This window comes from Chromatiaceae bacterium (genome assembly GCA_016714645.1).
Lineage (GTDB): Bacteria > Pseudomonadota > Gammaproteobacteria > Chromatiales > Chromatiaceae > M0108.
The window spans coordinates 657,463-682,507 of record JADKCI010000002.1; the positions used below are offsets into that span (position 1 = coordinate 657,463).

Here is a 25,045-nt window from a genome sequence, read left to right on the forward strand (position 1 = left end):
CGGAATGACAATCCAGACATGGCCATAGCTCCCGAACCCCCCCGGCCCAACCCCGATGCGCTGCTGGCGAAACTGGAGGCCGAGGAAGTTCGCGCAGCGCGCGGCAAGCTGAAGATCTTCTTCGGCGCCAGCCCGGGCGTCGGCAAGACTTACGCTATGCTGGTGGCAGCAGGGCAGTTGCGGGCGCAGGGGGTGGATGTCGTGGTCGGAGTGGTCGAGACCCACGGCCGCTCGGAGACTGCGTCACTCCTGCGGGGGCTGGAAGTGCTCCCGCCGCGGGAAATCTCCTACAAGGGCCATCTGCTTAAGGAGTTCGACCTGGACGAGGCATTGGCGCGCCAGCCGGGGTTGCTGCTGATGGACGAACTGGCGCATTCCAACGCCGCCGGTTCGCGTCATCCCAAACGCTGGCAGGATGTGGAGGAACTGCTGGCCGCCGGGATCGACGTCTACACCACCGTCAATGTCCAGCACCTGGAAACCCTCAATGACGTGGTGAGCGGCATCACCGGCATCAAGGTCCGGGAAACGCTGCCGGACCGCTTGTTCGACCTGGCGGACGAGGTGGTGCTGGTCGATCTGCCGCTGGACGAATTGTTGCAACGCCTGAAGGAAGGCAAGGTCTACCTGCCCCAACAGGCGGAACGGGCGATCCAGAATTTTTTTTCCGCAAGGGCAATCTGCTCGCCTTGCGGGAGTTATCCCTGCGCCGCACCGCCGACCGGGTGGACGAGGATGTGGTGGCTTACCGGCGCGACCAGTCCGTGGCCAGGGTCTGGCCGACACAGAATTCGCTGCTGGTCTGCGTTGGCCCCGAGCCGGGGGGCGAGAAGCTGGTGCGTAACGGCGCCCGCCTGGCGGCGCAGTTCGATGTGCCCTGGCATGTCATTTATGTGGAAACGCCCAAGCTGCTGCGCCTGCCGGAGGCACGGCGCACGCGCCTGCTGAGAATCCACAAGCTGGCCGCCGAACTGGGCGCGAAAACCGCCACCCTCCCCGGTGAGGATGCCGCGCGGGTCGCGCTGACTTACGCACGCGAACACAACCTGGGTAAGATCGTCCTCGGCCGCCGATCCGTGGGCTGGCGCGCCTACCGTTTCCCCTGGCAGCGCCGCTTCAGCACGCGCTTGGGCGCCCTCGCCCCGGATATCGACCTGATACTGGTGGAACTGGGTGGCGAAGCGCGTGAGGACGCCGCGCAAGCGGTCAAAGCCCCGTTCGCGAATCCCATCGGCAAGGCTGGTGGCCGCACCGGCTGGCGCCAGTACGGCCTGGCATTGGCCGCCGTCGTCGCGGTGACCCTGCTCGCCACGCCGCTGCACAATATCCTGGAGTTGGCCAACATCGTCATGTTGTTCCTGCTGGCGGTGCTGTTTGCAGCGTTCAAGCTCGGGCGCGGCCCGGCGCTGCTGACTTCATTCTTGTCGGTGGCGGCGTTCGATTTCTTCTTCGTCTCGCCGCGGCTTACGTTTGCGGTCCACGATGCCCAGTATCTGGTTACCTTCGCCGTGATGCTGGCGGTCGCCCTGAGTATCGCCCACCTGACCACCGGCCTGGGCTTTCAGGCGCGTGTGGCGGCAAGTCGCGAGCGGCGCATGCGCGCGCTTTATGAAATGGCGCGGGAGTTATCGAGCGCGCTGGTGCTGGAGCAGATCGAAGAAATCGGCGACCGCTCTGTCTCCAGCACTCTCGGCGTCCATGCCCATTTGCTGCTGCCTGACGACCAGGGCAAGCTGCCCGTCAACCTTTCGCGCGGCGAAGTGCTCGACCTGGGCATCGCGCAATGGGCGCTGGATCACGGTCAAGCCGCCGGTTGCGGCACCGATACCCTGCCGGCCAGCCCGGTTCTTTATGTACCCTTGAAGGCCACCATGCGGGTGCGTGGCATCATGGCCATCGCGCCGCGCCAGGAAGGCGGTTTGCTCAATCCGGAACAACAGCGCCTGCTCGATACCTTCGCCGCCCTGATTGGCATCGCGCTGGAACGGGTGCATTACATCGCCGTCGCCCAGGAAGCCCTGGTCAGCATGGAATCGGAACGCCTGCGGAATAGTTTGTTGTCCAGTATCTCGCACGATCTGCGCACTCCGCTGACGGCCCTGGTCGGCCTGATCGACGCCATGATGCTGATCGAGCCGAAACTGTCGCCGCCGCACCTGGAACTCGCCGCCGCCATCCGCGAACAGGCGCTGCGCACCAATGCTCAGGTGAACAAGCTGCTCGACATGGCCCGCCTACAGGACAGCAAGGTCATCCTCAGGCGCGAATGGCAACCCCTGGAGGATGCCGTCGGCGCCGCGCTGCAGGCCTGCACTACGCTTCTCGAAGGCTATACCGTACGCATCGATTTGCCGGACGACCTGCCCGAGCTGGAGCTGGATGCGGTCCTGATGGAACGGGTGTTCAGCAATCTGCTGGAAAACGCCGCGAAATACACGCCGCCGGGTAGCGTCATAGAAATCGCCGCCCGCGTCGCCGGGGCGGATATCGAGGTCTCGGTCTGCGATAATGGACCCGGCCTGCCACCTGGCCGCGAGCAGGTCATCTTCGAGAAATTCGCCCGTGGCCAGGAGGAAAGCCCCATCCTCGGCGTCGGGCTGGGGCTGGCCATCGTACGCGCCATCGTCGTCGCGCATGGCGGCCGTGTCTGGGCGCGCAACCGAGCCCGGGATCGGCACCCACAAGCTGGGGCCTGCTTCGTATTCACCCTACCAATCGGCAATCCACCGGCTATCCAGGAATCGGAATGAGCGAACCGATCGTGAACCTGGTACTGATCGAAGATGACAAGGAAATCCGCCGCTTCCTGCATAGCGCCCTCGGCGCATCCGGCTTCCAGGTCTGGCAGGCGGAAACCGCCGAGCGCGGTCTGATCGAGGCTGCCACCCGCCAGCCGGAATTGATCATTCTCGATCTGGGCCTGCCCGACCGGGATGGCCTCGATGTCATTCGCGATCTGCGCGCCTGGACCCCCATTCCGATCCTGATTCTCTCCGCGCGTGGCGAGGAAACACAGAAAGTGGCAGCCCTGGATGCGGGCGCCGACGACTATGTGACCAAGCCCTTTGGCGTCCCGGAATTGCTGGCCCGCCTGCGCGCCTTGCTGCGCCGGGTGGTCCGCATCCAGGACGGGGGCAAAGCCCTGGTCGAGTTCGGCAATCTGCGCATTGACCTGGCCCACCGCACGGTCACGCGGGCCAACCAAGCTGTGCATTTGACGCCGATCGAATACCGCATGTTGACTGTGCTGCTCACCCATGCCGGCCGCGTGTTGACGCACCGGCAATTGCTCAAGGAGGTCTGGGGACCATCGCACCTGGATCGCATCCATTATCTGCGCGTCTTCATGGCCGGCCTGCGCCGCAAACTGGAAGACGAACCGGCGCGGCCCCAACACCTGCTCACCGTGTCCGGGGTTGGCTATCGGCTGGAAATATAACTGCGGCAGAATCCTGCCAAAGTCCTCCCGACGGCCCGCCCCTTTACCACCCCCCCGCAGGGATGTGCCTGACTTAAAGGAAAGGGACTCCTGATTTAAGGGCGACCCACCGGTGCCAGGCCAAGATCCTGGCACAGTCTGAGCACCGGACCCGCCTGATTCATGCTGTAAAAGTGCAGGCCCGGGGCGCCACCCTCCAGCAGGCGGCGGCAGAGGCCGAGGACGACCTCGTGACCGAAGGCGCGGATGGCCTCGATGTCGTCGCCCAGGGCCTCCAGGCGTTTGCGGACCCAGCGCGGGATCTCGGCGCCGCAGGCGTCCGAGAAGCGGGCGAGTTGGGAGAAGTTGGTGATGGGCATAATGCCGGGCTGGATGGGGATCTGAATACCCCGGTCCGCGCAGCGCTCGACAAAGCCAAAATAGGCGTCGGGGTTGTAGAAATACTGGGTGATGGCGGCGTTGGCGCCGGCCTCGACCTTGCGCTGGAAGTGGGCCAGGTCCTGATCGGCGTTGGGGGCCTGGGGATGGACCTCCGGGTAGGCCGCGACCTCGATGTAGAAGTGGTCGCCGGTCTCCTGGCGGATGAAGGCCACCAGTTCGTTGGCATTGCGGAAGTCGCCGGCGGCGCCCAGCCCCATGCCGGAGGGCAGATCGCCGCGCAGGGCCACCAGGTGGCGAATGCCCTGACCTTGGTAACGTTCCAGGATGTTGCGGATCTCGGCCCGGCTGGAACCGATGCAGGCCAGGTGGGGGGCGGCCGCGATGCCCCTGGCCAGGAGCAGGTCCAGGGTCGCGAAGGTGCTCTCCCGGGTGGAGCCGCCGGCCCCGTAGGTGACGGAGAAGTACGTCGGCCCCACGGCATTCATCAGGTCGATACTGGCGGCGAGTTTGGTCATCCCCTCCGGGGTCTTGGGCGGGAACAGCTCGAAGCTGAAAGCGGGTTGGTGGTTACGGGGGGCTGGCATGGGTGCTCCTGTCAGGCGTGAGAGGGTTGCCTCGGGGCAGGGGAGAATGAAGGTGTTCCTGGGCCTTGGCTACGGGGGCCGTGGGGCAGGAGATACCCGAGCCCCCATGCCCGCAAAGCCATTGGTGCCCGGAGTCGGTGGACCCGCCGTTAGCGAGGCGGGAGGCGCCAGAACCCCAGTGGGCCCTGGCGCCTTGATCAGATCTCAATATCGATAGTATTCAGGCTTGTAGGGGCCTTCCACCGGCACGCCAATGTAGTCGGCCTGGGACTGGCTGAGCTGACTGAGGTGGACGCCGATCTTGCCCAGGTGCAGACGCGCCACCTCCTCGTCCAGCTTTTTCGGCAGGACATAGACGCCGATCGGGTACTGGTCGCGATGGTTGAAGAGCTCCATCTGGGCCAGGATCTGGTTGGTGAAGCTGTTGGACATGACGAAGCTGGGGTGGCCGGTGGCGCAGCCCAGGTTCACCAGCCGGCCCTTGGCGAGCAGAATGATGCGCCGGCCGGTGGGGAAGATGACGTGATCCACCTGAGGCTTGATCTCGTCCCAGACGTAGCCCTCAATGGAGGCGACGTCGATCTCGTTGTCGAAGTGGCCGATATTGCAGACGATGGCCTGGTCCTTCATGGCCAGCAGGTGGTCATGGGTGATGATGTCGAGGTTGCCGGTGGCGGTGACAAAGATGTCCGCCAAGGGCGCGGCCTCCTCCATGGTGACCACCTTGTAACCTTCCATGGCGGCCTGGAGGGCGCAGATGGGGTCGATCTCGGAGACCCAGACCTGAGCGCCCAGCCCGCGCAGGGACTGGCAGCAACCCTTACCGACGTCGCCGTAGCCGGCGACCATGGCGATCTTGCCGGCGATCATGACATCGGTGGCGCGCTTGATGCCGTCCACCAGGGACTCACGGCAGCCGTAGAGGTTGTCGAACTTGGACTTGGTGACCGAGTCGTTGACGTTCATGGCCGGGAAGAGGAGGGTCTCGGCCTTGGCCATCTCGTAGAGGCGATGGACGCCGGTGGTGGTTTCCTCGGTGACGCCGCGAATCTCGGCGGCGAGCCGGGTCCAGTGCTGGCTGTCGCGCTGGAAGGTCCGGCCGAGGACGCCGAGGATGGCGCGCCATTCCTCGTTATCCTGGGCGGTCGGTGCGGGGACGGCGCCGGCCTTCTCGTATTCGACGCCCTTGTGCACCAGCAGGGTAGCGTCGCCGCCATCGTCCAGGATCATGTTGGGGCCGCCGCCGTCGGGCCAATTGACCACCTGCTCGGTGCACCACCAGTATTCCTCCAGGGTCTCGCCCTTCCAGGCATAGACGGGGACGCCGCCCGCGGCAATGGCGGCGGCGGCATGGTCCTGGGTGGAAAAGATGTTGCAGGAACACCAGCGCACCTGGGCGCCAAGCGCGACCAGGGTCTCGATGAGGACCGCGGTCTGGATGGTCATGTGCAGGCTGCCGGTGACCCGGGCGCCCTTGAGGGGCTGGGTGGCCGCGTACTTGTGGCGCAGGGCCATGAGACCGGGCATCTCCGTCTCGGCGATGGCGATCTCCTTGCGGCCCCAGGCGGCGAGGGCGATGTCGGCAACCTTGTAGTCGGTAAACTCACTCATGCTAGTCAACTCCAGTGATTATCAGAGTGAGCGCCGTTGTCGGGGTTGGCCACTACCGAGCCTGGCCCCTGCTGGGGTCGCAGCGCTCCTCGGCGTGGGGTGAGGGAAAAATGAGCGCCTAAAGCCCGGCCGCGGCGCGCAGGGCCTCCGCGCGGTCGGTGCGCTCCCAGGTGAACTCCGGCTCCTCGCGCCCGAAGTGCCCATAAGCCGCGGTCTTGAGGTAGATGGGCCGCACCAGATCCAGCATCTGGACGATGCCGTAGGGGCGCAGGTCGAAGTGCTCGCGCACCAGTTGGGCGATCCGCTCCTCGTCGATCCTGGCGGTGCCGAAGGTCTCGATGGAGATGGAGGTTGGTTCGGCCACGCCAATGGCGTAGGAGACCTGGATCTCGCAGCGGTCGGCCAGCCCGGCGGCGACGATGTTCTTGGCCACGTAGCGCCCGGCGTAGGCGGCGGAGCGGTCCACCTTGGACGGGTCCTTGCCGGAGAAGGCGCCGCCGCCGTGACGGGCGGCCCCGCCGTAGGTATCGACGATGATCTTGCGCCCGGTCAGTCCGCAGTCGCCGACGGGGCCGCCGATGACGAAGGAACCGGTGGGGTTGATGTGAAACCGGGTGCCTTTGTGGATCCAGTCGGCGGGGATGATGGGCAGGATGATGTTCTCCATCACCGCCTCGCACAGGTGCTTATAGTCCACGTCGGGGTCGTGCTGAGTGGATAGCACCACCGCCTCCACCCCGACCACCTGGTTGTCGGCGTAGCGCAGGGTGACCTGGCTCTTGGCATCCGGGCGCAGCCAGGGCAGGACGTGGGTCTTGCGCATCTCGGCCTGGCGCTGGACCAGGCGATGGGCATAGGTGATGGCCGCGGGCATGAGGACATCGGTCTCGTTGGTGGCGTAACCGAACATCAGGCCCTGGTCGCCGGCACCCTGCTCCTCGGGGGCGGAACGGTTCACGCCCTGGGCGATGTCGCTGGACTGTTTGCCGATCAGGGATATGACGGCACAGGTCGAGCCGTCGAAGCCGACATGGGAGCTGGTGTAGCCGATGTCGCGGACCACCTTGCGCACCACCTCGTCGAGATCGACCCAGGCGTTGGTGGTGATTTCACCGCCGACGATCACGGCCCCGGTCTTGATCATGGTCTCGCAGGCGACGCGGGCGTGCTGGGGGTCCGGATCCTGGGTCAGGATGGCATCCAGGATAGCGTCGGAGATCTGATCGGCGACCTTGTCGGGATGACCCTCGGAGACGGATTCGGAGGTGAAGATGGTTTCTTTCGACATGGTAAGGTAAGGGCTCCTTGCTGTGGCTCCCCGAGGGCGCCGGATGAAAACGGCGGATTCTAGGGCCCTTGGCCCCTCATTCCTAGTAGCAGTCTTGGATTTTTCCCCCTAAGGGGTAAGATGGACCGGTTTCGCGCTCCGTCTTAACCTAGTTCAGATCCCCACGAGGAGAGGCTCCCCATGGTATCCCTGCAAACCCCAGTCTGCGATTTTGGTCGGTTAGCCCCGGATTTCAACCTGCCCGGCGTGGATGGTCGCCGCTGGACCCGTGACGACTGCAAGGGTGACCAGGGACTGCTGGTCATGTTCATCTGCAACCATTGTCCCTACGTCAAGGCGGTCATCGACCGCATCATCCGCGATGCCCGGGACCTGGCGCCCCTCGGCATCCGCTGCGTGGCCATCCTGTCCAACGATCCCAGCGATTACCCGGAAGATTCCTTTGACAACATGCGGCACCTCGCCCAGGAGCTGGATTTCCCCTTCCCCTACCTGTTCGACGAGACCCAAGAGGTGGCCAAGGCCTATGGCGCCGTCTGCACCCCGGACTTTTTCGGCTACAACGGCAATCTGGAACTCCAGTACCGGGGCCGCCTCGACGAGAGCCGCAAGGAGGCCGCCCCCGCGGACGTCCGTCGCGACCTTTTCGAGGCCATGAAAGCGGTTGCCGCCACCGGGGAAGGCCCGCGCGACCAGATTCCCAGCATGGGCTGCTCCATCAAGTGGCGGGAAAATTGAAGGTTTTCCCTAGTACCCCGGGCCAGGGCGCAGAGCTCTGTAACAAAATCAGTATATTAGAATCTATAAAAGTATTTTTGCCTGCATAAGCCCAGTTGGTTTGCGGTGAGGGGCTAAATTGGGCCAAAATATACGACCTTTTGCCATGCTGGCCAGGGGCGCGCAGCCAATCCAGCCAGACGCCGACCACAAGACTTCGGTCTCCACAACAACTACGAGGAGGGGCTTCATGTCCTCACGCAAAGAACTGGCGAACGCGATCCGCGCCCTGAGCATGGATGCGGTTCAGAAGGCCAAGTCCGGTCACCCAGGCGCCCCCATGGGCATGGCGGATATCGCCGAGGTGCTGTGGAACGACTATATGTGCCACAACCCGGTCAATCCCAACTGGGCCAACCGTGACCGCTTCGTGCTCTCCAACGGGCACGGGTCCATGCTGATCTATTCCCTGCTGCACCTCACGGGTTACGACCTCGGTGTCGAGGACCTCAAGTCTTTCCGGCAACTTCATTCCAAGACCCCAGGGCACCCCGAGTACGGCTATGCCCCCGGCATCGAAACCACCACGGGCCCTCTGGGGCAGGGCCTGACCAATGCGGTGGGCATGGCCCTCGCCGAGAAGGTTCTCGCCGGCCAGTTCAACCAGCCCGGCCACGAGATCGTCAATCACCACACCTATGTCTTCCTGGGTGATGGCTGCCTGATGGAAGGCATCTCCCACGAGGCCTGCTCCCTGGCGGGCGCCCTGGGCCTGGGTAAGCTGATCTGCTTCTACGACGACAACAACATCTCCATTGATGGCGAGGTGCGCGGTCACGGCACTACCCCGGCCTGGTTCCTGGACGACACCCCCAAGCGCTTCGAGGCCTATGGCTGGCATGTCATCCCCAAGGTCGATGGTCATGACCCCGAGGCCATCAAGGCCGCGATCGAGGTGGCCCGCGCCATGGACGGCAAGCCGTCCCTGATCTGCTGCCAGACCATCATCGGTTTCGGCTCGCCCAACAAGCAGGGCAAGGAAGACTGCCATGGCGCCCCACTGGGCGACGACGAGATCGTCCTGACCCGCGAGAACCTAGGCTGGCGTCATTCCCCCTTCGAGATCCCCCAGGATGTCCAGTCCGCCTGGGATGCCCGGGATGCCGGTGCCCGCGCCGAGGCCGAATGGAGTGCCCACTTCGAGGCCTATGCTGCGGCCTATCCCATCCAGGCGGCGGAGTTTCAGCGCCGCATGGCCGGGGACCTGCCCGCCGACTGGGCCGAAAAGTCCGATGCCTTCGTCGCCGCCGTGGTGGCCAAGGCCGAGACCATTGCCTCCCGCAAGGCCTCCCAGAATGCCCTGGACGGTTTCGGTCCCCTGCTGCCAGAGCTGCTGGGTGGTTCCGCCGACCTGGCCGGCTCCAACCTGACGATCTGGAAGGGCTGCAAGGGCGTTAGCCGCACGGATGCCTCGGGCAACTACATCTACTATGGCGTGCGCGAGTTCGGCATGTCCGCCATTATGAACGGCGCCGCCCTGCATGGGGGCTTCGTTCCCTATGGCGCCACCTTCCTTATGTTCTCGGAATATGCCCGCAATGCCCTGCGCATGGCGGCCCTGATGAAGGTGCCCAGCATCTTCGTCTATACCCACGACTCCATTGGTCTGGGCGAGGACGGCCCCACCCACCAGCCCGTCGAGCAGATTCCGACCCTGCGCCTTATCCCCAACATGAGCGTCTGGCGCCCCTGCGACGCGGTCGAGTCCGCCGTGGCCTGGAAGTTGGCGATCGAGCGCAAGACGGGGCCAAGCTGCCTCATTTTCTCCCGCCAGAACCTGGCCCACATGGACCGCGACGCCGACCAGATGGCGAGTATCACTCGCGGTGGCTATGTGCTGCGCGATTGCGCCGGTACGCCGGATGCCATCCTCATCGCCACGGGTTCCGAGGTGGAACTGGCGGTCAAGGCCGCCGATGCCCTGGCAGCGGGCGGTAAGGCCGTGCGGGTGGTCTCCATGCCCAGCACCGATACCTTCGATGCCCAGGACGCGGCCTATCGGGAGTCCGTGCTGCCCCGCGCCGTGACGACCCGGGTCGCGATCGAGGCGGCCTGCACCGCCGGCTGGTGGAAGTATGTCGGTTGCCAGGGCGCCGTGATCGGTATCGACCGCTTCGGTGAGTCCGCCCCCGCCGGCGATCTCTTCAAGGCCTTCGGCTTCACGGTCGATCAGGTGGTGGCTACCGTCAAAGGCCTCCTCTAGGACCTACCCCGGGGCCTTTTTTTCGGAGGCCCCGCTTCTCCCTTATATCCCTTATACAACCAGACCAGGAGCAAACGCATGACGATCAAAGTGGGCATCAACGGATTTGGCCGCATCGGCCGCATGGCCTTCCGCGCAATCGCCAAGGACTTTCCGAGCATCGAGGTCGTGGGTATCAACGACCTCCTGGCCCCCGACTACCTGGCCTATATGCTTAAGTATGATTCGGTCCATGGCAACTTCCCGGGCGACATCGCCGTTGACGGCAACACCATGATCGTCAATGGCAAGCGCATTCGTCTGACCGCCGAGCGCGACCCCGCCAACCTCAAGTGGGACGAGATCGGCGCCGAACTGATCATCGAGTGCACCGGCTTTTTCCTGGACGAGGCCTCCTGCCAGAAGCACATCGAGGCGGGTGCCAAGAAGGTGGTGCAGAGTGCCCCTTCCAAGGATGCCACCCCCATGTTCGTCTATGGCGTCAATCACAAGACCTATGCCGGCCAGGCCATCATCTCGGCGGCCTCCTGCACCACCAACTGCCTGGCCCCGGTCGCCAAGGTCCTGCATGATAACTGGGGCATCAAGCGCGGCCTCATGACCACGGTGCATGCCGCCACCGCCACCCAGAAGACCGTCGATGGCCCCTCCATGAAGGACTGGCGCGGCGGTCGCGGCATCCTGGAGAACATCATCCCATCCTCCACCGGTGCCGCCAAGGCGGTCGGCGTGGTGCTGCCCGAGCTGAATAAGAAGCTGACCGGCATGGCCTTTCGCGTCCCGACCTCCGATGTCTCCGTGGTCGATCTCACCGTCGAGCTGAACAAGGAAGCCGATTACGCCGACATCTGCAAGGCGATGAAAGACGCCTCCGAGTCGGGTGACCTGGCCGGCGTCCTGGCTTATACCGACGAGAAGGTCGTCTCCACCGACTTCCGTGGCCGATCCACCCCCTCGATCTTCGACTCCGAGGCCGGCATCGCCCTCGACAAGACCTTCGTCAAGGTCGTTGCCTGGTACGACAACGAATACGGTTATACCTGCAACATGCTGCGCATGGTCGAGCACGTCGCCCAGTAGGCGTCGGGATACCGGCGAGCGGCGGCACGGATGCCGCCCGCCTGACCGGCGGTTCCAAGTGCGGATCAGACCCCTGGCCGTACCCAGACCAGAGTCATTCGGAAAGCCAGGCCCGTTTTCCCAAGAGCTTTAGTCGACCATAACCAAGACACGGGGAGCAGTTTCATGTCATTCATCAAGTTGACCGATCTCGATCTGTCCGGCAAGCGGGTGCTGATCCGTGCCGACCTCAATGTCCCCGTCAAGGAGGGCAAGGTGACCTCGGACGCGCGCATCACCGCCTCCATGCCGACCATGGAGCATTGCCTCAAGGCCGGGGCCAAGGTGATGGTCACCTCCCATCTGGGGCGCCCGACCGAGGGGGAATGGACCCCCGAGGTGTCCCTGCAACCGGTGGCGGACAACATTGCCGCGCGCCTGGGCAAGCCGGTACGCTTGATTCGGGACTGGGTGGACGGTGGCTTCGAGGTCGCCCCCGGTGAGTTGGTGGTGCTGGAAAACTGCCGCGTTAACAAGGGCGAGAAGAAGAACCTCGAGGAGACGGCCCGCAAGTACGCCGCCCTGTGCGATGTCTTCGTTATGGATGCCTTCGGCACCGCCCATCGCGCCGAGGCCTCGACCACCGGCGTCGGCGATTACGCCCCCGTGGCCTGTGCCGGTCTGCTGCTGGCGGAAGAACTGGACGCCTTGGGCAAGGCCCTGGCCAACCCGGCTCGGCCCATGGTCGCCATCGTGGGCGGTTCCAAGGTCTCCACCAAGCTCACGGTGCTGGAGGCCCTGTCCCAGAAGGTCGATCAGCTCGTGGTCGGTGGCGGCATCGCCAATACCTTCCTCAAGGCCGCTGGCTTTCCGGTCGGCAAGTCGCTGTGCGAGGACGACCTGGTCGAGACCGCCAAGGACCTGATGGGCAAGATGACCGCCCGCAACGCCACCATCCCCATCGCCGTGGACGTGGTGTGCGGCAAGCAGTTCGCCGAGAACGAGCCCGCTGTCCTCAAGAAGCCCGCCGAAGTGACCGAAGACGACATGATCTTCGACATCGGCCCCGAGTCCGCCCGGCAACTGGCGGACATCATCGCCAAGGCCGGCACCATCATCTGGAACGGCCCGGTCGGCGTCTTCGAGTTTGACCAGTTTGGCGCCGGCACCAAAACCCTGGCCATGGCCATCGCCGAGGCCCCAGGCTTCTCCCTGGCGGGGGGTGGCGACACCATCGCCGCCATCCAGAAGTACGATATCTATGACCGGGTGTCCTACATCTCCACCGCCGGTGGGGCCTTCCTGGAATTCCTGGAGGGCAAGACCCTGCCGGCCGTGGCCATGCTCGAAGCACGGGCCAAGGGCTGAGGTCGGTTCGCCCACGGGTGGCGCCCGCCGCCGCCCGTCACCCCTCCATCGCCGAGTCCGGAACTGAATCTGCCGTCCCATGCCCCCCAGACGCACCAAGATCGTCGCCACCCTCGGACCCGCCACGGATGGCGAGGGTTCCCTAGACCGGCTCGTCGCCGCCGGTATCGATGTGGCCCGCCTCAACTTGTCCCATGACTCCCACGAGCGCCACCGGGAGCGCGCCCACCGGCTGCGGGCCAGCGCCCACGCCCTAGGCCGCGACGTGGCGGTGCTGGTTGACCTCCAGGGCCCCAAGATCCGCATCGGCCGTTTCGCTACCGGCGCCATCCGGCTTGCGGATGGCGATCGCTTCAATATCGACGCCAACTGCCCCCTGGACGGGGGTGATGCCCACCGGGTCGGTACCACCTACCGCGCCTTGGCCGATGATGTGGCGCGGGGTGACAGCCTCATCCTTGACGACGGGGCCATTGAGCTCTGGGTGGAGGAGGTGGCGGGCGGGGCGATTCGCTGCAAGGTGGTGATGGGCGGGGTCCTGTCGGATAACAAAGGCATCAACAAGCGCGGCGGTGGTCTCTCCGCTCCGGCCCTGACTGATAAGGACGTCCGCGACATCCGCTTCGCCGCCGAGATTCAGGCCGATTATCTGGCGATATCCTTCGTGCGCGGTCCCGAGGATGTGCGCCAGGCCCGCGCCATCTTTGCCGAGGCCGGCGGCGAGGGCGGTATCGTCGCCAAGATCGAGCGTGCCGAGGCCCTGGCGGTCATTGATGACATCATCCTCGCCGCTGATGCCATCATGATCGCCCGCGGCGACCTGGGGGTTGAGATCGGCGATGCCGAACTCCCCTCGGTTCAGAAGGATCTGGTGCATCGGGCCCGCTCTCTGAATAGCCTGGTCATCACCGCCACCCAGATGATGCAGTCCATGATCGAGCACCCGGTGCCGACCCGGGCCGAGGTCTTCGATGTGGCCAATGCCGTTCTGGACGGTACGGATGCGGTCATGCTCTCCGCCGAGACTTCGGTGGGGGCCTACCCCATCAAGACCGTGGAGGCCATGCATCGCGTCTGCCTGGAAGCGGAGAAGAACGCCCTCGTCACCCGCTCCCATCACCGCCTGGACTCGGTCTTTGGCCGCGTGGACGAGGCCATCGCCATGGCCGCCATGTACACCGCCAACCACTTGGGGGTGAAGGCCATCGCCGCCCTCACCGAGAGCGGCGCCACCGTCAAGTGGATGTCGCGCATCAGTTCCGGCATCCCCATCTATGCCCTCACCCGGCACACGCCTACCCGCCGTCAGGTCACCCTGATGCGGGGCGTCTATCCGGTCAGTTTCGACGTCGCCCATACCGATATACACGCCGTCAACAACGAGGTCATCGAGGAACTGCTCCGCGCCGGCACGGTCCGCGATGGCGATCTGGTCATCATTACCAAGGGCGACCGCCGCGGCGTTGAAGGCCAGACCAATGTCCTCAAGATCATGCGCGTGGGCGAGCATGCCCAGCTGGCCCACGACTGAACCCCGAACCCACTTCAACCGTCAACCCATTCACCGAAACGAGGAGACAAGACATGGCCCTGATTTCCCTGCGTCAGATGCTGGACCACGCCGCCGAGCATGGCTACGGCGTACCCGCCTTCAACGTCAACAACCTGGAGCAGATGCGCGCCATCATGGAAGCTGCCGAGCAGACCGATTCCCCGGTCATCGTGCAGGCCTCCGCCGGCGCCCGTAAATACGCCGGCGCCCCCTTCCTGCGCCACCTCATCCTCGCCGCCATCGAGGAGTTCCCCCAGATCCCGGTGTGCATGCACCAGGATCATGGCACCTCCATGCCCGTCTGCCAGCGCTCCATCCAGCTCGGCTTCTCTTCTGTCATGATGGATGGCTCCCTGGGCGTCGATGGCAAGACCCCGACCTCCTATGAATACAATGTGGCCATCACCAAGCAGGTGGTCGAGATCGCCCATGCCTGTGGCGTCTCCGTCGAGGGCGAACTGGGCTGTCTGGGCTCGCTCGAAACCGGCCAGGCTGGCGAGGAAGATGGCATTGGCGCCGAGGGTACCCTGGATCACAGCCAGCTCCTGACGGACCCCGAGGAGGCCGCCGACTTCGTCAAGAAGACCGGCGTTGACGCCCTGGCCATCGCCATCGGTACCTCCCATGGCGCCTACAAGTTCACCCGGCCGCCCACGGGCGACATCCTCGCCATCCAGCGCATCAAGGACATCAACGCCCGCATCCCCAACACCCACCTGGTCATGCACGGTTCCTCGTCCGTGCCCCAGGAGTGGCTGGCCATCATCAACGAATATGGCGGCAACATGGGCGAGACCTATGGCGTCCCCGTCGAGGAGATCGCCGAGGGCATCAAGAACGGCGTTCGCAAGGTCAACATCGACACCGACCTGCGCATGGCTTCCACCGGTGCCATCCGCAAGTTCCTGGCCGAGAACACCAAGGAGTTTGATCCCCGCAAGTACTTCATCGCCGCCACCAAGGCCATGAAGGGCATTTGCGTGGCCCGTTACGAGGCTTTTGGCACCGCCGGCAACGCCAGCAAGATCGTCGCCGGGGGCGTCATGTCCCTGGATCGCATGACTGAGCGCTATTTGAAGGGCGAACTGGATCCGCAGGTGAGGTAAGACCGGGTCGGGGGTACTGACCTACGCTAGCCCCGCGCTTGCGAGGGGCGGTGTATGTCCAGGTCGAAAACCAGAGGGCGCCTACGGGCGCCCTCTGACGTTTCCGGCGCACCTGGGTGATGAAGCCAGGATCGACGATCGCGGCGTTGACCTGCTGCCAGAAGATGCGCCGCTTCGGCTTTTGCGGTTGACCCGGCGCTGGGAGGATGCTGAAGGGTTACCGCGGAGCTAGCCAGAGCCCATCAAGCCGGCACCGGGCGGGAGCCGGGGCGGAGGCGTCGCCACCAGTTGCCGTTGGGAAGTACGACCGCCATCACCAGGCCCAGCACCAGGACCTGATACCAGAGACTCCCGAGCCACTCCGGCGTCGCCCCGGTTTCGTACCAATTGGTCGCCACCCGCTGGAGATTGAAGAAGCTGATGTAGGTCAGGAAGGCGACGAAGAGGCGCCAGGTATTGCGCTGGCGCGGAGATCGGGCGGTCAGGGGGACCGCGAGCAGGGTGAGGGTCAGGACCGCCAGAGGGCTCGACAACCGGTATTGGAGTTCGGCCTTGTCCCGGAGGTTGTCGGAGCCCAGCAGGCTCGCGGTCGCGAAGGTGGCCCGCTTCTGGCTTTGGACATCCTCCGTCTGCCGCTGTTTGAGGCGCAGGCTGTAACGGTCAAACTCGCCAATGGCATAGTTCGCGGTGCCCGGCTTGCCGTCGTAGCGGCGGCCATCGATCAGGGTGATGAACTGCTGCCCGGTCTCCTCGTCCTGGCGCAGCATGCCCTCGCCGCTCAGGACGATCTTGATGACCTCTTCCCGCTGGTCGTGGATGAAGATATTGCGCAGGTGGCTACCATCCTGAATATCATCCACGAAGAGGGTGATCTGGCCATTATCGTGCTGGTAGAAACGGCCCGGCCTGATCCCAAAGAGCTGTTGCGCCTCATCCTGCTGGCTGGTGCGCATCTGCATGAGTTCGGTCACCACCAGGGGACGCACGGAGAGGGTTAGCCAGCCGGCGGCGAGGGCGACCGGGATGGCGGCATAGAAGAGGGCCCGGTAAGTCCGGATCGGTCCAATGCCACAGGCGGCGAAGGCAATGAGTTCGCTATGCTGGGCCATGCGGCCCAGGGTCATGAGGACGGCGGCAAAGAAGACGGGCGGCAGCAGGCTGGGCAAATCGCTGGCGATACGTAGACCCATGAAGCGCAGCACGATGTCCGAGCCCAGGGCCCCGGCGTTGATATCCTCCAGCGCCCGCAGCATGAGGAGGCTGAGCACGATCAGCAGAACGGTGCCCAGGACGGCCAGAAAGACCTTCATCACCTCTTTGAGCAGGTAGCGGTCGAGGACGGCAAGCATGGCGGTCAAGCGGACTCGGCGTTGGATTTAGGGTGCATGGCCAGCCCCTTAGGTGCGCAAGAGGTTGGCCAGGGTCTCGGCCGCCACGGGCTGCACCAGCACGGCGTGGAGCGGGAAGCGCTCCGCCAGCTTGTCCACATAGATGCGTTGGGAATTTTCGACCAGCACGATCATGCGGGCTGCCGGGGCGTATTTTTGCAGGCTGGCCAGCAGGACATCCAGATTGCTCAGATTGGCTCCGGCATAATTGCTGCCAAAACCATGAAAGAATTCGGCAACCACCCATTGGGGGGAATCGGTCTTGAGGGCCTGGATCGCCTTACGCAGAGAGGGCAGCCGGCGTTCTTCGATGCCCAGTTGGCGGTACAGGGCCGAGAAGTTGGGATGACCTGGGGATTCCACCACCGAAAATAGGAGCGCCGCCGTCATTGTCGCGTCCCTTCCTTAATCCTTACCGTCGTCACGCCGCACGACCTCAACCTGGACCTTGGCTACCAAGGCGGCTATGGCGCCCAGGGCCGTCAGGATCGGTGCCATCAGCATGAGGACGCCACCCACGGCGACGCCCGCGGATAAAGGCACATTCAGCAGCCTGGCGCCATCCGGCTTGCGAATGATGAGGCGCCGGATATTGCCTTCCGCCAGCAGCCCCTTGACATAGTCCAACAAGTCGCTGCCAGCCAGGGTGATGCGGTCACGGGGGCTGGGATCCTGGTCATCTTGGCGCATTGTTATACCCGGGCTTGTGCGAAAAGGGAGGGAAATGATAGTCCAATTGCGGGCGGCCCGATCGGGTAACTTCCGGGCAGCGCCAGCCGGGATATCTTGAGTCAGGGCGGCTAGGGCGTGGGTTTGGGCTCGCCGGGGTCCTGGGGGCGTCCCAAAGGGGCCGCGAAATACGTGATCCGCATGCCAGGCACCACGCCATGGCGAGAAGCAAAGCCACCGCGCGTCTCCAGTACGTACCTGGCCGGGCCATGGGATGGATAATGCTGGTCGGAGAAGGGGCGGGTTTCTGGGGCGATATGAATGATGCGTCCCTCGCTGTCGGCAAAGAGCATGTCCAGGGAGGCAGGGGTGTTGCGCATCCAGAAGGCCCGCGGGGCTGCCTCCGGGAAGATGAAGAGCATGCCCGTCTGATCGTCCGGTAGTATCCGGTTCATCAGTCCCCGCTCCCGCGCGGCTGGCGTATCGGCAATCTCCACCAGGAGGCTCGCTATCCGGTGCTGTTCCGTATCCTGGATTTCCAGGGTAGCATCTGGGCGGATGCCTCCCCCTTGGGCGGGCGAGACAAGCAGGCATAGCCAAGCCAGGAGCAGCAAGGGATGAACAGGGACCGGGACCCGGATGCCGGCGGTTCTTGTAAAGTTGCTAAACCAGGAAATCATCATGTCAAAGCGCCATCAGCCCATCACCAGGACCTATAATGCCATGAATCCTATCCTGAAAGCGCAATAAGACGGTATTTTGCCATCACCATGCTCGAAGGTTATCTGGGCCTCTTTCTCGTAGCCTTTCTGGCGGCGACCCTCCTGCCCGCCTATTCCGAGGTCCTTTTCGTAGGCCTGCTTGCGGCGGGTTACGATCCTTTGGCGCTCTGGGCTTGGGCCACGGCGGGCAATACGCTCGGCGCGGCGGTCAACTGGCTGTTGGGCCGCTACTTGCTTCACTATCAGGATCGATCCTGGTTTCCTTTCAAATCGGCTACCCTGGGCCTGGCCCAGGGGTGGTTCCAACGCTATGGCGTCTGGTCCCTGTTGTTCTCCTGGGCGCCCATCGTCGGGGATTCCTTGACCTTTATCGCCGGCCTGATGGGGGTGCGATTTCCCCTCTTCCTGCTGCTCACGGCCCTGGGTAAGGGGGCTCGCTATGCCATGATGCTGGGATTGGTGTGGGTAATTTAGTCCCCCGACCCTGGTATTAGCCGTGAACTTCATCCTTGCCGCCCGCCGGGGCGGTTGGCCTGCTCGTAATGATTCCAGCAAGGCGTTGGACCAGTGCTTCAGGCTTTATTGGGCCTGTCGCGAAGAGTAATCTAGTAGGATGATCGTTAATAGGCGTCGGCCCCCTGACACCCTGGTGACGCGCCAAAATTTCCCCTCACCCATTTTTGGAGACCCACGTGATTTATGCACGGCTGTACGAGACCCAAGAGGCGGCACGCGAGGCCGTCGCTAAACTCAAGAAGGAGGGTTTCCCCGAAGAAACCCTCTTCCTGGTGACGCCGGACTCCAACCATGAAGAGGGCTCGGTCGAGAACCTCGCGACCGCGATCCGGGCCGGTTTCATGGAAGGCTACGACGCCCCCGTCTATGCCCAGGGCCTGGAGAGTGGCCGCTCGCTCGTCATGATTCGCACGGGTTTTGGCTACGGCCAGTTGGCGCTCAACATCCTGGGGAGTTTCGGACCCGTCGATACCGACCTCCTGCCACGGCCACGGACCTGGGCCGACGGGGACAAGTTCACCCCCCTCTCCGCGGCCTTAGGCCTGCCGGTGCTGTCATGTCAACCGGCGCCGATTTCGGAGTTGCTGGGTCTTGAGCCACTGGCGACCGGCGACATGTTCCACCGCTCGTTTGGATTCGGCCTGTTGAGCAACAAGGCCACCCCGCTGTCCTCGCTTTTTTACCTCAAGACCCTGGCGGGTAACGCCAGCCCCAAGCAGGCCAGCTTCGGCCTGTCCCTGTTGACGCAACAGGTCACACCCAAGTCATCCAGCTTTGGTCTGCCGTTGCTGTCGCAAAAGCCCGCGCCCTTGTCTTCCATGTTTGGCCTGCCGCTTCTGACCGGTGATAGCGGATTTTAATCAGAAAAACCCTCTCATGCACCCCGCAGTCGTACTCTTGAGTGGTGGCCTGGATTCGACCACCACCCTGGCCATCGCCCAGGCCGAGGGTTTCACGCCCTATGCCCTGTCCTTCCGTTATGGCCAGCGGCACTGGGTGGAACTGGAGTCCGCCCAGCGGGTCTCCTCGGTCATGGGCGTCGCCGAGCACATCATCGCCGACATCGACCTGCGCCGCTTCGGCGGCTCCGCCCTGACGGCGGACATCCCGGTACCCAAGGACCGCCCATTGGACACGCTGGCGGCGGGCATCCCCATTACCTACGTCCCGGCCCGCAATACCGTCTTCCTGTCCTTTGCCCTGGCCTGGGCCGAGGTCCTGGGGTCCAGCGACCTCTTCATCGGCGTCAACGCCCTGGACTATTCCGGATACCCGGACTGCCGGCCCGCGTATCTGGCCGCCTATGAGCGGATGGCCAACCTGGCCACCGCCGCCGGGGTTGAGGGGCGCCAGCACCTCCATATCCACGCCCCCTTGATCGCTCTGACCAAGGGCCAGATCATCCAACGGGGCTTGGCCCTCGGCATCGACTACGGGCTCACCAGCAGTTGCTACGACCCGGGAGCGGCCGGCCGGCCCTGCGGCCAGTGCGACTCCTGCCAATTGCGCGCCAAGGGCTTCCGCGAGGCCGGGGTGCCGGATCCCTTGTTACAGCGGCACGGTCTGGACTGATATCGCCCCGGTTCGTCCCGCCGCTCACCTCCGCCCACTTCCCTGCCATGCCGCCCCAGGCCAGCCCCTAGATGCCGTACCACCTGCACTACCTCGCCGCCAGCCCCTTCGAGGCTGCCTGCCAGATCGAGATTCTTCCGGTCAGCCACCGCTCGCGACGCCTGCACGGCCACAGCTTCCTGGCCCGGGTGCGGGCCGACCTGCCGCCGGACTGGGCGCCCTTTCCCGGTAGTGAGTGCCAGGCGCTGGGGGCCGCCCTGACGGCAGCGGTCGCGCCCCTGGACTATCGCTACCTCAACGACCAACTCCCGGTGCCCACCGACGAGAATCTGGCCCGCTGGGTGCGGGATCACCTGGATCTGCCCGGCCTGGCCCGTGTCGGCATCCAGAGCACCCGCGACACCGGGGCGGAGCTGGACGGTGGCGACCACTGCCACCTCTGGCACCGCTTCCGCTTCGAGGCCGCCCACCGGCTACCCCAGGTCTCCGCCGGCCATCCCTGCGGGCGCATGCATGGCCATGGGTTCGAGGTCATCCTCCACGCCGACCAGGATCTGGCCGGCCAGGACATGGGCATCGACTTCGACCACCTGGCCCGTGTCTGGGCACCCCGCCAGGCCGAACTCCACCAGGCATGCCTCAATGATCTCCCCGGTCTGGTGAACCCGACCAGCGAACTGCTTGCCCACTGGCTCTGGGATCGCCTCAAGCCGAGTCTGCCGGCCTTGTCTTGGGTCAGCGTTTATGAGACCGCCACCGCCGGCTGCCACTTCGACGGGGTTAACTACCGCATCTGGAAGGAACTACGCTTCGAGGCCGCCCTGCGCCTGGTCCGCGCCCCGGCCGGGGACCATCGCCGGCGCCTGCACGGCCACAGTTACCTGCTGCGCCTGCACCTGACCTCCCCCCTGGACCAGGTGCTCGGTTGGACGGTGGACTACGGCGACGTCAAGGCCCTCTTTAAGCCCGTCTATGACCGGCTCGACCACCACCCGCTCGACGAACTGCCCGGTCTGGCGGACCCCGATCCGGCCAGCCTGGCGCAGTGGATCCGTGGCGAGGCCGCCGACCTGCCGCAGCTCGACCGCATCGATCTCTTTGAGACCACCGGTAACGGCGTAAGCCTCTGCTGGGGCCCCCTGGGACCGGCCCTGCCCGCCTGACCGCCCCGTCCCGCCCATGAGCTACCACGTCAAGGAGATCTTCTACAGCCTGCAAGGGGAGGGCGCCCAGGCGGGCCGGCCGGCGGTCTTCTGCCGCTTCGCCGGCTGCAATCTCTGGTCCGGGCGCGAGCAGGACCGGGCCAGGGCCGTCTGCACCTTCTGTGACACGGATTTTCGGGGTACCAATGGGGTGGGGGGCGGCAGGTTTGCCGGCGCCGCTGCGCTGGCGGAGCGTATCCAAGCCGCCTGGGGCGGCGAGACGGGTCCCGGGGTCCGACCTTATGTCGTCTGCACCGGCGGCGAGCCCCTGCTGCAACTGGACGCCGCCCTGATCGCGGCCCTCCAGAGCCGCGGCCTTGAGGTTGCCGTCGAGACGAACGGCACCCGCCCGGCGCCCCCGGGGCTGGACTGGATTTGCGTCAGTCCCAAGGCCGATGCCGAGCTGGTCCTGCGGTCCGGCGACGAATTAAAGCTGGTCTATCCCCAAGCGGAGGCGCCCCCGGAACGCTTCGCCGGGCTCGACTTCCGCTACTTCTTCCTGCAGCCCCTGGATGGGCCGGACCGAGCCGCCCATACCCAGCAAGCCCTAGCCTATTGTCTGGCGCACCCCCGCTGGCGGCTGAGCCTGCAGACGCATAAGCTGTTGGGTATTCCCTGAGGCAGGGATTCTTTGCAAACCCTGGCAGAGTGAGTTGCGCTGAGCGAGAGAGGTTGTCGAGCCTCATGACATTGAAAAAAATGATTCTATGATGGATGACTATGAGAACTACGAAGCTGACTGTAAGAGGATCAGAAAGGTCAATGCGGCCTTGCTGGCCGACTTCGCGGCCTGGTTGAAGGCGACCGGTATTGGCGATAAGACGGTCTAGCAGCACTGCGGCAACATTGAGTTTTACATCAACCAATACCTGCTTTATGCAGAGGCGGTCGATGCTCCGGCGGGCGTCCACCAGGTGGACGACTTTCTGGGGTATTGGTTCATCAGGAAGGCCATGTGGTCGAGCCCGGCGAGCATCCGGAGCAATGCCGCCAGCCTCAAGAAGTTCTATGGCTTCATGGCTGAAAAGGGTTTGATTGGCAAAGACGATCTGATTGACCTGAAGGCAACCATCAAGGAAGGCATGCCGGATTGGTTGGAAGCGATTGACCGCTTCATGGACGACGAGGAAGACTTTTGACGCTTCTGGCTCCCACACTCCAGCTCTACGCCTCGGGCCGCTGGAGCGGCCGGGAGGCATTTCCACGCTACGAGAAGAACGACTTTGACTTTACACAGACCAGCGGCGGGATGGCGTATCGCCCCTGGTTGGATGTGCGGCGCGAACTCAAGGCATGTGGTCCGCAGGCGGGTCCGCGCCTGGCCGTCGGCGACGGGGCGTTGGGGTTCTGGAGCGCGCTCGATTAGGTCTGCCGTAAACTGGTGGGCATCTTTCACCCCGTCCGTTATGCACAGGAGCCGGACCAGCAGGCCATCTACGCCCACCTGATGCAGGAGATTAATCAGGCCCGGGACCGGGTGCCATCGCCCGGTTGCAGGCGATCGCCAACGACCCCAACGGCTTCCTGCTGCGGCAGGATTTTGGCAGCCTGGACCTCGAGCTATGCTCGATTCTGGTGTATGAGCGGGGACTGATAGCGCTTGAGCCGGCGGCGCACCGTTGCTGACAATATGGTTGTCGAGACCTAAAGCAGCAACGAGAGGTGCGCCATGAGCGACGATACGAGTACGTGTCAATGGCCACCAGAACTGACCCACGAGTGGCCAACAATTTTGACCCGCCCCAGGATCAGGGAATATCGGTCAGTTGGCGAGTTTTTGCTTCAGGCGATAGCTTTCCCCTCCGAGCATGAACACCTGGGAGTGGTGGATGAGACGGTCGACGATGGGCACGGCGACGTTGTCTTCGCGCAAGAACTCGCCCCAGTTGGTGAAGTCCTTGTTGGTGGTCAGGATCACCGAGCGGAACTCGTAGAGGCCGTTGATGAGCTGGAACAGGTTGTAGGTCCCCTGACGGTTCATCGGTAGGTAGCCCAGTTCGTCAACGACCAGCAGGTCGAACTTGAGCAGGCTGGCGATCTTCTTTTTTAGCTCGCCCTTGAGTTCGGCGATCTCCAAGGTCTCCACCAGGGTTAGGGCGGTAGTGAACAGGACCTGGTAGCCGGCCGCCACCGCCTTGAGCGCGATGGCGATGGCCAGATGGGTCTTGCCGACCCCGGGCGGGCCGATGAACACCCGATTGGCGCGCTCGTCGAGGAAGCGGAAGTCGAGCAACGGGTTGATCTGGCCCTGGGTGATGGTGGTCTGGTGGCGGAAATCGAACTCCTCCAGGCGCTTGATGGCGGGGAAGCCGGCCTTGGTCAGGTTCAGCGCCAGGCGATTGCGGACCCGGCCCTGTCGTTCCAGCTCCACCCATTGTTCGGCCAGGTGCAGTAGGACAACTCGTTGGCCTCGGCCCAGGCGAGGAGGGCGGGCAGGCCGGCGGCAATGGCAGCGCAGGGCGCGTTAGGCCGCGGCGAGCGGGTCAATGGCGGTCATGGGCACCCCCGGTGCTCATGGGCGATCGGTTCGGCCTGCCGATGTCCGATGCCACGGTGCTGACGATCCAGGCCGAGGCGCCGGTGCGGCTCGCCCCGACGGTCGCCGCGATCGGCGAGGTACTCGCGTGCGCCCCGGTCGCTCATGCCGACGAAACCGGCCTGCGCGCGGGGGGCCAGCTCCACTGGATGCCTGTCCTGGCGACCCCTCTGCTGACCTGGCTCGGTGCGCATCTCAACCGCGGCCACAAGGCGTTCGAGGCCTTCGGGCTGCTGACCGCGTTTGTGGGAACGTTGATCCACGATGGCTGGAAGCCCTATCGGGAACGCGCCTGCCAGCACGGTCTGTGCCATGCCCATCGCCGGTGCGAACTGACCTAGGTCTTTGAGCAGCTGGGGCAAGCCTGGGCCCAGTGCCTGACCGATCTGTTGCTCGCCGCCGGCCATGAGGTCGCGGCCGTCGGTGCGCCGCTCCCCGCCGAGCGCATCTCCACTATCGAGCGGCCTACGACCAGATCCTCGCCACCGGCGAAGCGGCCAATCCGCGGGCACCACCCTCGGGCAAACGCGGGCTTACCAAACAGAGCAAGGCGCTCAATCTAATCGACCGCCTGTGCCGCTACGCCGACGCTGTTTGGCGCTTCATGATCGATCCCGGGGTCCCCTTCACCAACAACCTCGGCGAGCAGGCGGTGCGCATGCCCAAGGTGAAACAGAAAGTCGCCGGCGGCTTCCGCACCCCGGGCGGCCTCGACGCCTTTTGCACCATTCGCGCCTATCTGGCGACCCTCCACAAGCAGGGCACAATCCCTTCCATGCCCTCATCCTGACTTTCCAGGGCTCACCGCCGCCGCCTCGCTTCGCCTAAGCGGGGGCAGCGTCCGATCGGGGTACCTGGGTAGTTATGCCGGTGGAATCATTCTGGTGAGGTGCTTTCAGATGATTCCACCAGCAGCCATCAAAGCTTCCATCTAAGTAATTGTAATAAAATGGAATGATTCCAAAGATTCCAACATCAGGGGAGCAAGGATAAGGTATGACTGATTCACCCGGTTGTTTCGTCCTAGGCATCTTCTTTTGGTCAACGGCTATCGCTATCAGGCAGCGTTGCG

23 protein-coding genes, 2 pseudogenes and 1 riboswitch are annotated in these 25,045 nt (G+C 64.3%); of the genes and pseudogenes, 17 read left to right on the plus strand and 8 right to left on the minus strand.

Annotated features, from left to right (window positions below):
- Positions 1-18: 18 nt before the first annotated feature.
- Both IPN92_09925 and IPN92_09930 read left to right on the plus strand, forming a co-directional pair.
- Positions 19-2,750 (plus strand): annotated as a pseudogene (locus tag IPN92_09925) (DUF4118 domain-containing protein).
- Complete coding sequence (locus tag IPN92_09930) at positions 2,747-3,439, plus strand: response regulator (GenBank protein MBK8638578.1); 693 nt, start codon at positions 2,747-2,749, stop codon at positions 3,437-3,439. The pseudogene IPN92_09925 and the gene IPN92_09930 overlap by 4 nt, the downstream one beginning before the upstream one ends.
- A gap of 95 nt (positions 3,440-3,534) precedes the next feature.
- On the opposite strand, the gene metF is transcribed toward IPN92_09930, so the two are convergent.
- From metF to IPN92_09945, 3 genes are all read right to left on the minus strand, one after another.
- Complete coding sequence (metF, locus tag IPN92_09935) at positions 3,535-4,404, minus strand: methylenetetrahydrofolate reductase [NAD(P)H] (protein ID MBK8638579.1); 870 nt, start codon at positions 4,402-4,404, stop codon at positions 3,535-3,537.
- A gap of 204 nt (positions 4,405-4,608) precedes the next feature.
- On the minus strand, positions 4,609-6,015 hold the full coding sequence (locus IPN92_09940) for an adenosylhomocysteinase (protein ID MBK8638580.1): 1,407 nt from the start codon (positions 6,013-6,015) through the stop codon (positions 4,609-4,611).
- 21 nt (positions 6,016-6,036) lie between these two features.
- Positions 6,037-6,112: riboswitch (S-adenosyl-L-homocysteine riboswitch) on the minus strand.
- A 21-nt stretch (positions 6,113-6,133) separates the two neighbouring features.
- Positions 6,134-7,303 (minus strand): methionine adenosyltransferase, encoded by a 1,170-nt coding sequence (locus IPN92_09945; protein MBK8638581.1) that lies wholly within the window; start codon positions 7,301-7,303, stop codon positions 6,134-6,136.
- Between the two features lie 180 nt (positions 7,304-7,483).
- On the opposite strand from IPN92_09945, the gene IPN92_09950 reads away from it, so the two are divergent.
- From IPN92_09950 to IPN92_09975, 6 genes are all read left to right on the plus strand, one after another.
- A complete protein-coding gene (locus IPN92_09950) occupies positions 7,484-8,041 on the plus strand; it encodes a thioredoxin family protein (GenBank protein MBK8638582.1) in 558 nt (185 codons plus the stop codon).
- A 229-nt stretch (positions 8,042-8,270) separates the two neighbouring features.
- Positions 8,271-10,283: a transketolase gene (gene tkt, locus IPN92_09955; protein ID MBK8638583.1), complete on the plus strand. Its 2,013-nt coding sequence runs from the start codon at positions 8,271-8,273 to the stop codon at positions 10,281-10,283.
- 78 nt (positions 10,284-10,361) lie between these two features.
- Positions 10,362-11,363: a type I glyceraldehyde-3-phosphate dehydrogenase gene (gene gap / locus IPN92_09960; protein ID MBK8638584.1), complete on the plus strand. Its 1,002-nt coding sequence runs from the start codon at positions 10,362-10,364 to the stop codon at positions 11,361-11,363.
- Positions 11,364-11,528: 165 nt separating this feature from the next.
- Complete coding sequence (locus IPN92_09965) at positions 11,529-12,710, plus strand: phosphoglycerate kinase (GenBank protein ID MBK8638585.1); 1,182 nt, start codon at positions 11,529-11,531, stop codon at positions 12,708-12,710.
- A 79-nt stretch (positions 12,711-12,789) separates the two neighbouring features.
- On the plus strand, positions 12,790-14,241 hold the full coding sequence (pyk, locus tag IPN92_09970) for a pyruvate kinase (protein MBK8638586.1): 1,452 nt from the start codon (positions 12,790-12,792) through the stop codon (positions 14,239-14,241).
- A gap of 53 nt (positions 14,242-14,294) precedes the next feature.
- Positions 14,295-15,368, plus strand: a complete 1,074-nt coding sequence (locus tag IPN92_09975) for a fructose-bisphosphate aldolase class II (GenBank protein MBK8638587.1) — start codon at positions 14,295-14,297, stop codon at positions 15,366-15,368.
- Between the two features lie 242 nt (positions 15,369-15,610).
- Here IPN92_09975 and lptF read toward each other — a convergent pair whose 3' ends face one another.
- The 4 genes from lptF to IPN92_09995 form a co-directional block, all read right to left on the minus strand.
- Positions 15,611-16,726: an LPS export ABC transporter permease LptF gene (gene lptF / locus IPN92_09980; GenBank protein MBK8638588.1), complete on the minus strand. Its 1,116-nt coding sequence runs from the start codon at positions 16,724-16,726 to the stop codon at positions 15,611-15,613.
- 39 nt (positions 16,727-16,765) lie between these two features.
- Positions 16,766-17,146 carry a hypothetical protein gene (locus IPN92_09985; GenBank protein MBK8638589.1) on the minus strand — a complete coding sequence of 127 codons (381 nt, stop codon included), beginning with the start codon at positions 17,144-17,146 and terminating at the stop codon, positions 16,766-16,768.
- Positions 17,147-17,161: 15 nt separating this feature from the next.
- Positions 17,162-17,446, minus strand: a complete 285-nt coding sequence (locus IPN92_09990; GenBank protein MBK8638590.1) for a DUF4342 domain-containing protein — start codon at positions 17,444-17,446, stop codon at positions 17,162-17,164.
- 110 nt (positions 17,447-17,556) lie between these two features.
- Positions 17,557-18,108 carry a DUF192 domain-containing protein gene (locus tag IPN92_09995; protein ID MBK8638591.1) on the minus strand — a complete coding sequence of 184 codons (552 nt, stop codon included), beginning with the start codon at positions 18,106-18,108 and terminating at the stop codon, positions 17,557-17,559.
- An 87-nt stretch (positions 18,109-18,195) separates the two neighbouring features.
- Here IPN92_09995 and IPN92_10000 point away from each other — a divergent pair, with 87 nt between their 5' ends.
- From IPN92_10000 to IPN92_10030, 7 genes and pseudogenes are all read left to right on the plus strand, one after another.
- On the plus strand, positions 18,196-18,621 hold the full coding sequence (locus IPN92_10000) for a DedA family protein (GenBank protein MBK8638592.1): 426 nt from the start codon (positions 18,196-18,198) through the stop codon (positions 18,619-18,621).
- A 218-nt stretch (positions 18,622-18,839) separates the two neighbouring features.
- Positions 18,840-19,523 (plus strand): hypothetical protein, encoded by a 684-nt coding sequence (locus tag IPN92_10005; GenBank protein ID MBK8638593.1) that lies wholly within the window; start codon positions 18,840-18,842, stop codon positions 19,521-19,523.
- Between the two features lie 16 nt (positions 19,524-19,539).
- Positions 19,540-20,235 carry a 7-cyano-7-deazaguanine synthase QueC gene (gene queC, locus IPN92_10010; GenBank protein ID MBK8638594.1) on the plus strand — a complete coding sequence of 232 codons (696 nt, stop codon included), beginning with the start codon at positions 19,540-19,542 and terminating at the stop codon, positions 20,233-20,235.
- A 71-nt stretch (positions 20,236-20,306) separates the two neighbouring features.
- On the plus strand, positions 20,307-21,398 hold the full coding sequence (locus tag IPN92_10015) for a 6-carboxytetrahydropterin synthase (protein MBK8638595.1): 1,092 nt from the start codon (positions 20,307-20,309) through the stop codon (positions 21,396-21,398).
- A gap of 16 nt (positions 21,399-21,414) precedes the next feature.
- The gene (gene queE / locus IPN92_10020) at positions 21,415-22,056 is read left to right on the plus strand and encodes a 7-carboxy-7-deazaguanine synthase (GenBank protein MBK8638596.1); all 642 of its coding nucleotides are present in this window, start codon (positions 21,415-21,417) and stop codon (positions 22,054-22,056) included.
- A 91-nt stretch (positions 22,057-22,147) separates the two neighbouring features.
- A pseudogene (locus IPN92_10025) lies at positions 22,148-22,576 on the plus strand (recombinase).
- Positions 22,573-22,803 (plus strand): hypothetical protein, encoded by a 231-nt coding sequence (locus IPN92_10030; GenBank protein ID MBK8638597.1) that lies wholly within the window; start codon positions 22,573-22,575, stop codon positions 22,801-22,803. The pseudogene IPN92_10025 and the gene IPN92_10030 overlap by 4 nt, the downstream one beginning before the upstream one ends.
- Before the next feature lie 396 nt (positions 22,804-23,199).
- Here the strand turns inward: IPN92_10030 and IPN92_10035 are convergent, their stop codons facing one another.
- Entirely contained in the window at positions 23,200-23,808 is a 609-nt protein-coding gene (locus IPN92_10035) for an ATP-binding protein (protein MBK8638598.1), read from the minus strand.
- 143 nt (positions 23,809-23,951) lie between these two features.
- Between IPN92_10035 and IPN92_10040 the strand changes: the two genes are divergently transcribed.
- Positions 23,952-24,314 carry a transposase gene (locus IPN92_10040; protein MBK8638599.1) on the plus strand — a complete coding sequence of 121 codons (363 nt, stop codon included), beginning with the start codon at positions 23,952-23,954 and terminating at the stop codon, positions 24,312-24,314.
- 134 nt (positions 24,315-24,448) lie between these two features.
- Positions 24,449-24,763: a transposase gene (locus tag IPN92_10045; GenBank protein MBK8638600.1), complete on the plus strand. Its 315-nt coding sequence runs from the start codon at positions 24,449-24,451 to the stop codon at positions 24,761-24,763.
- The last annotated feature ends 282 nt before the right edge of the window (positions 24,764-25,045 follow it).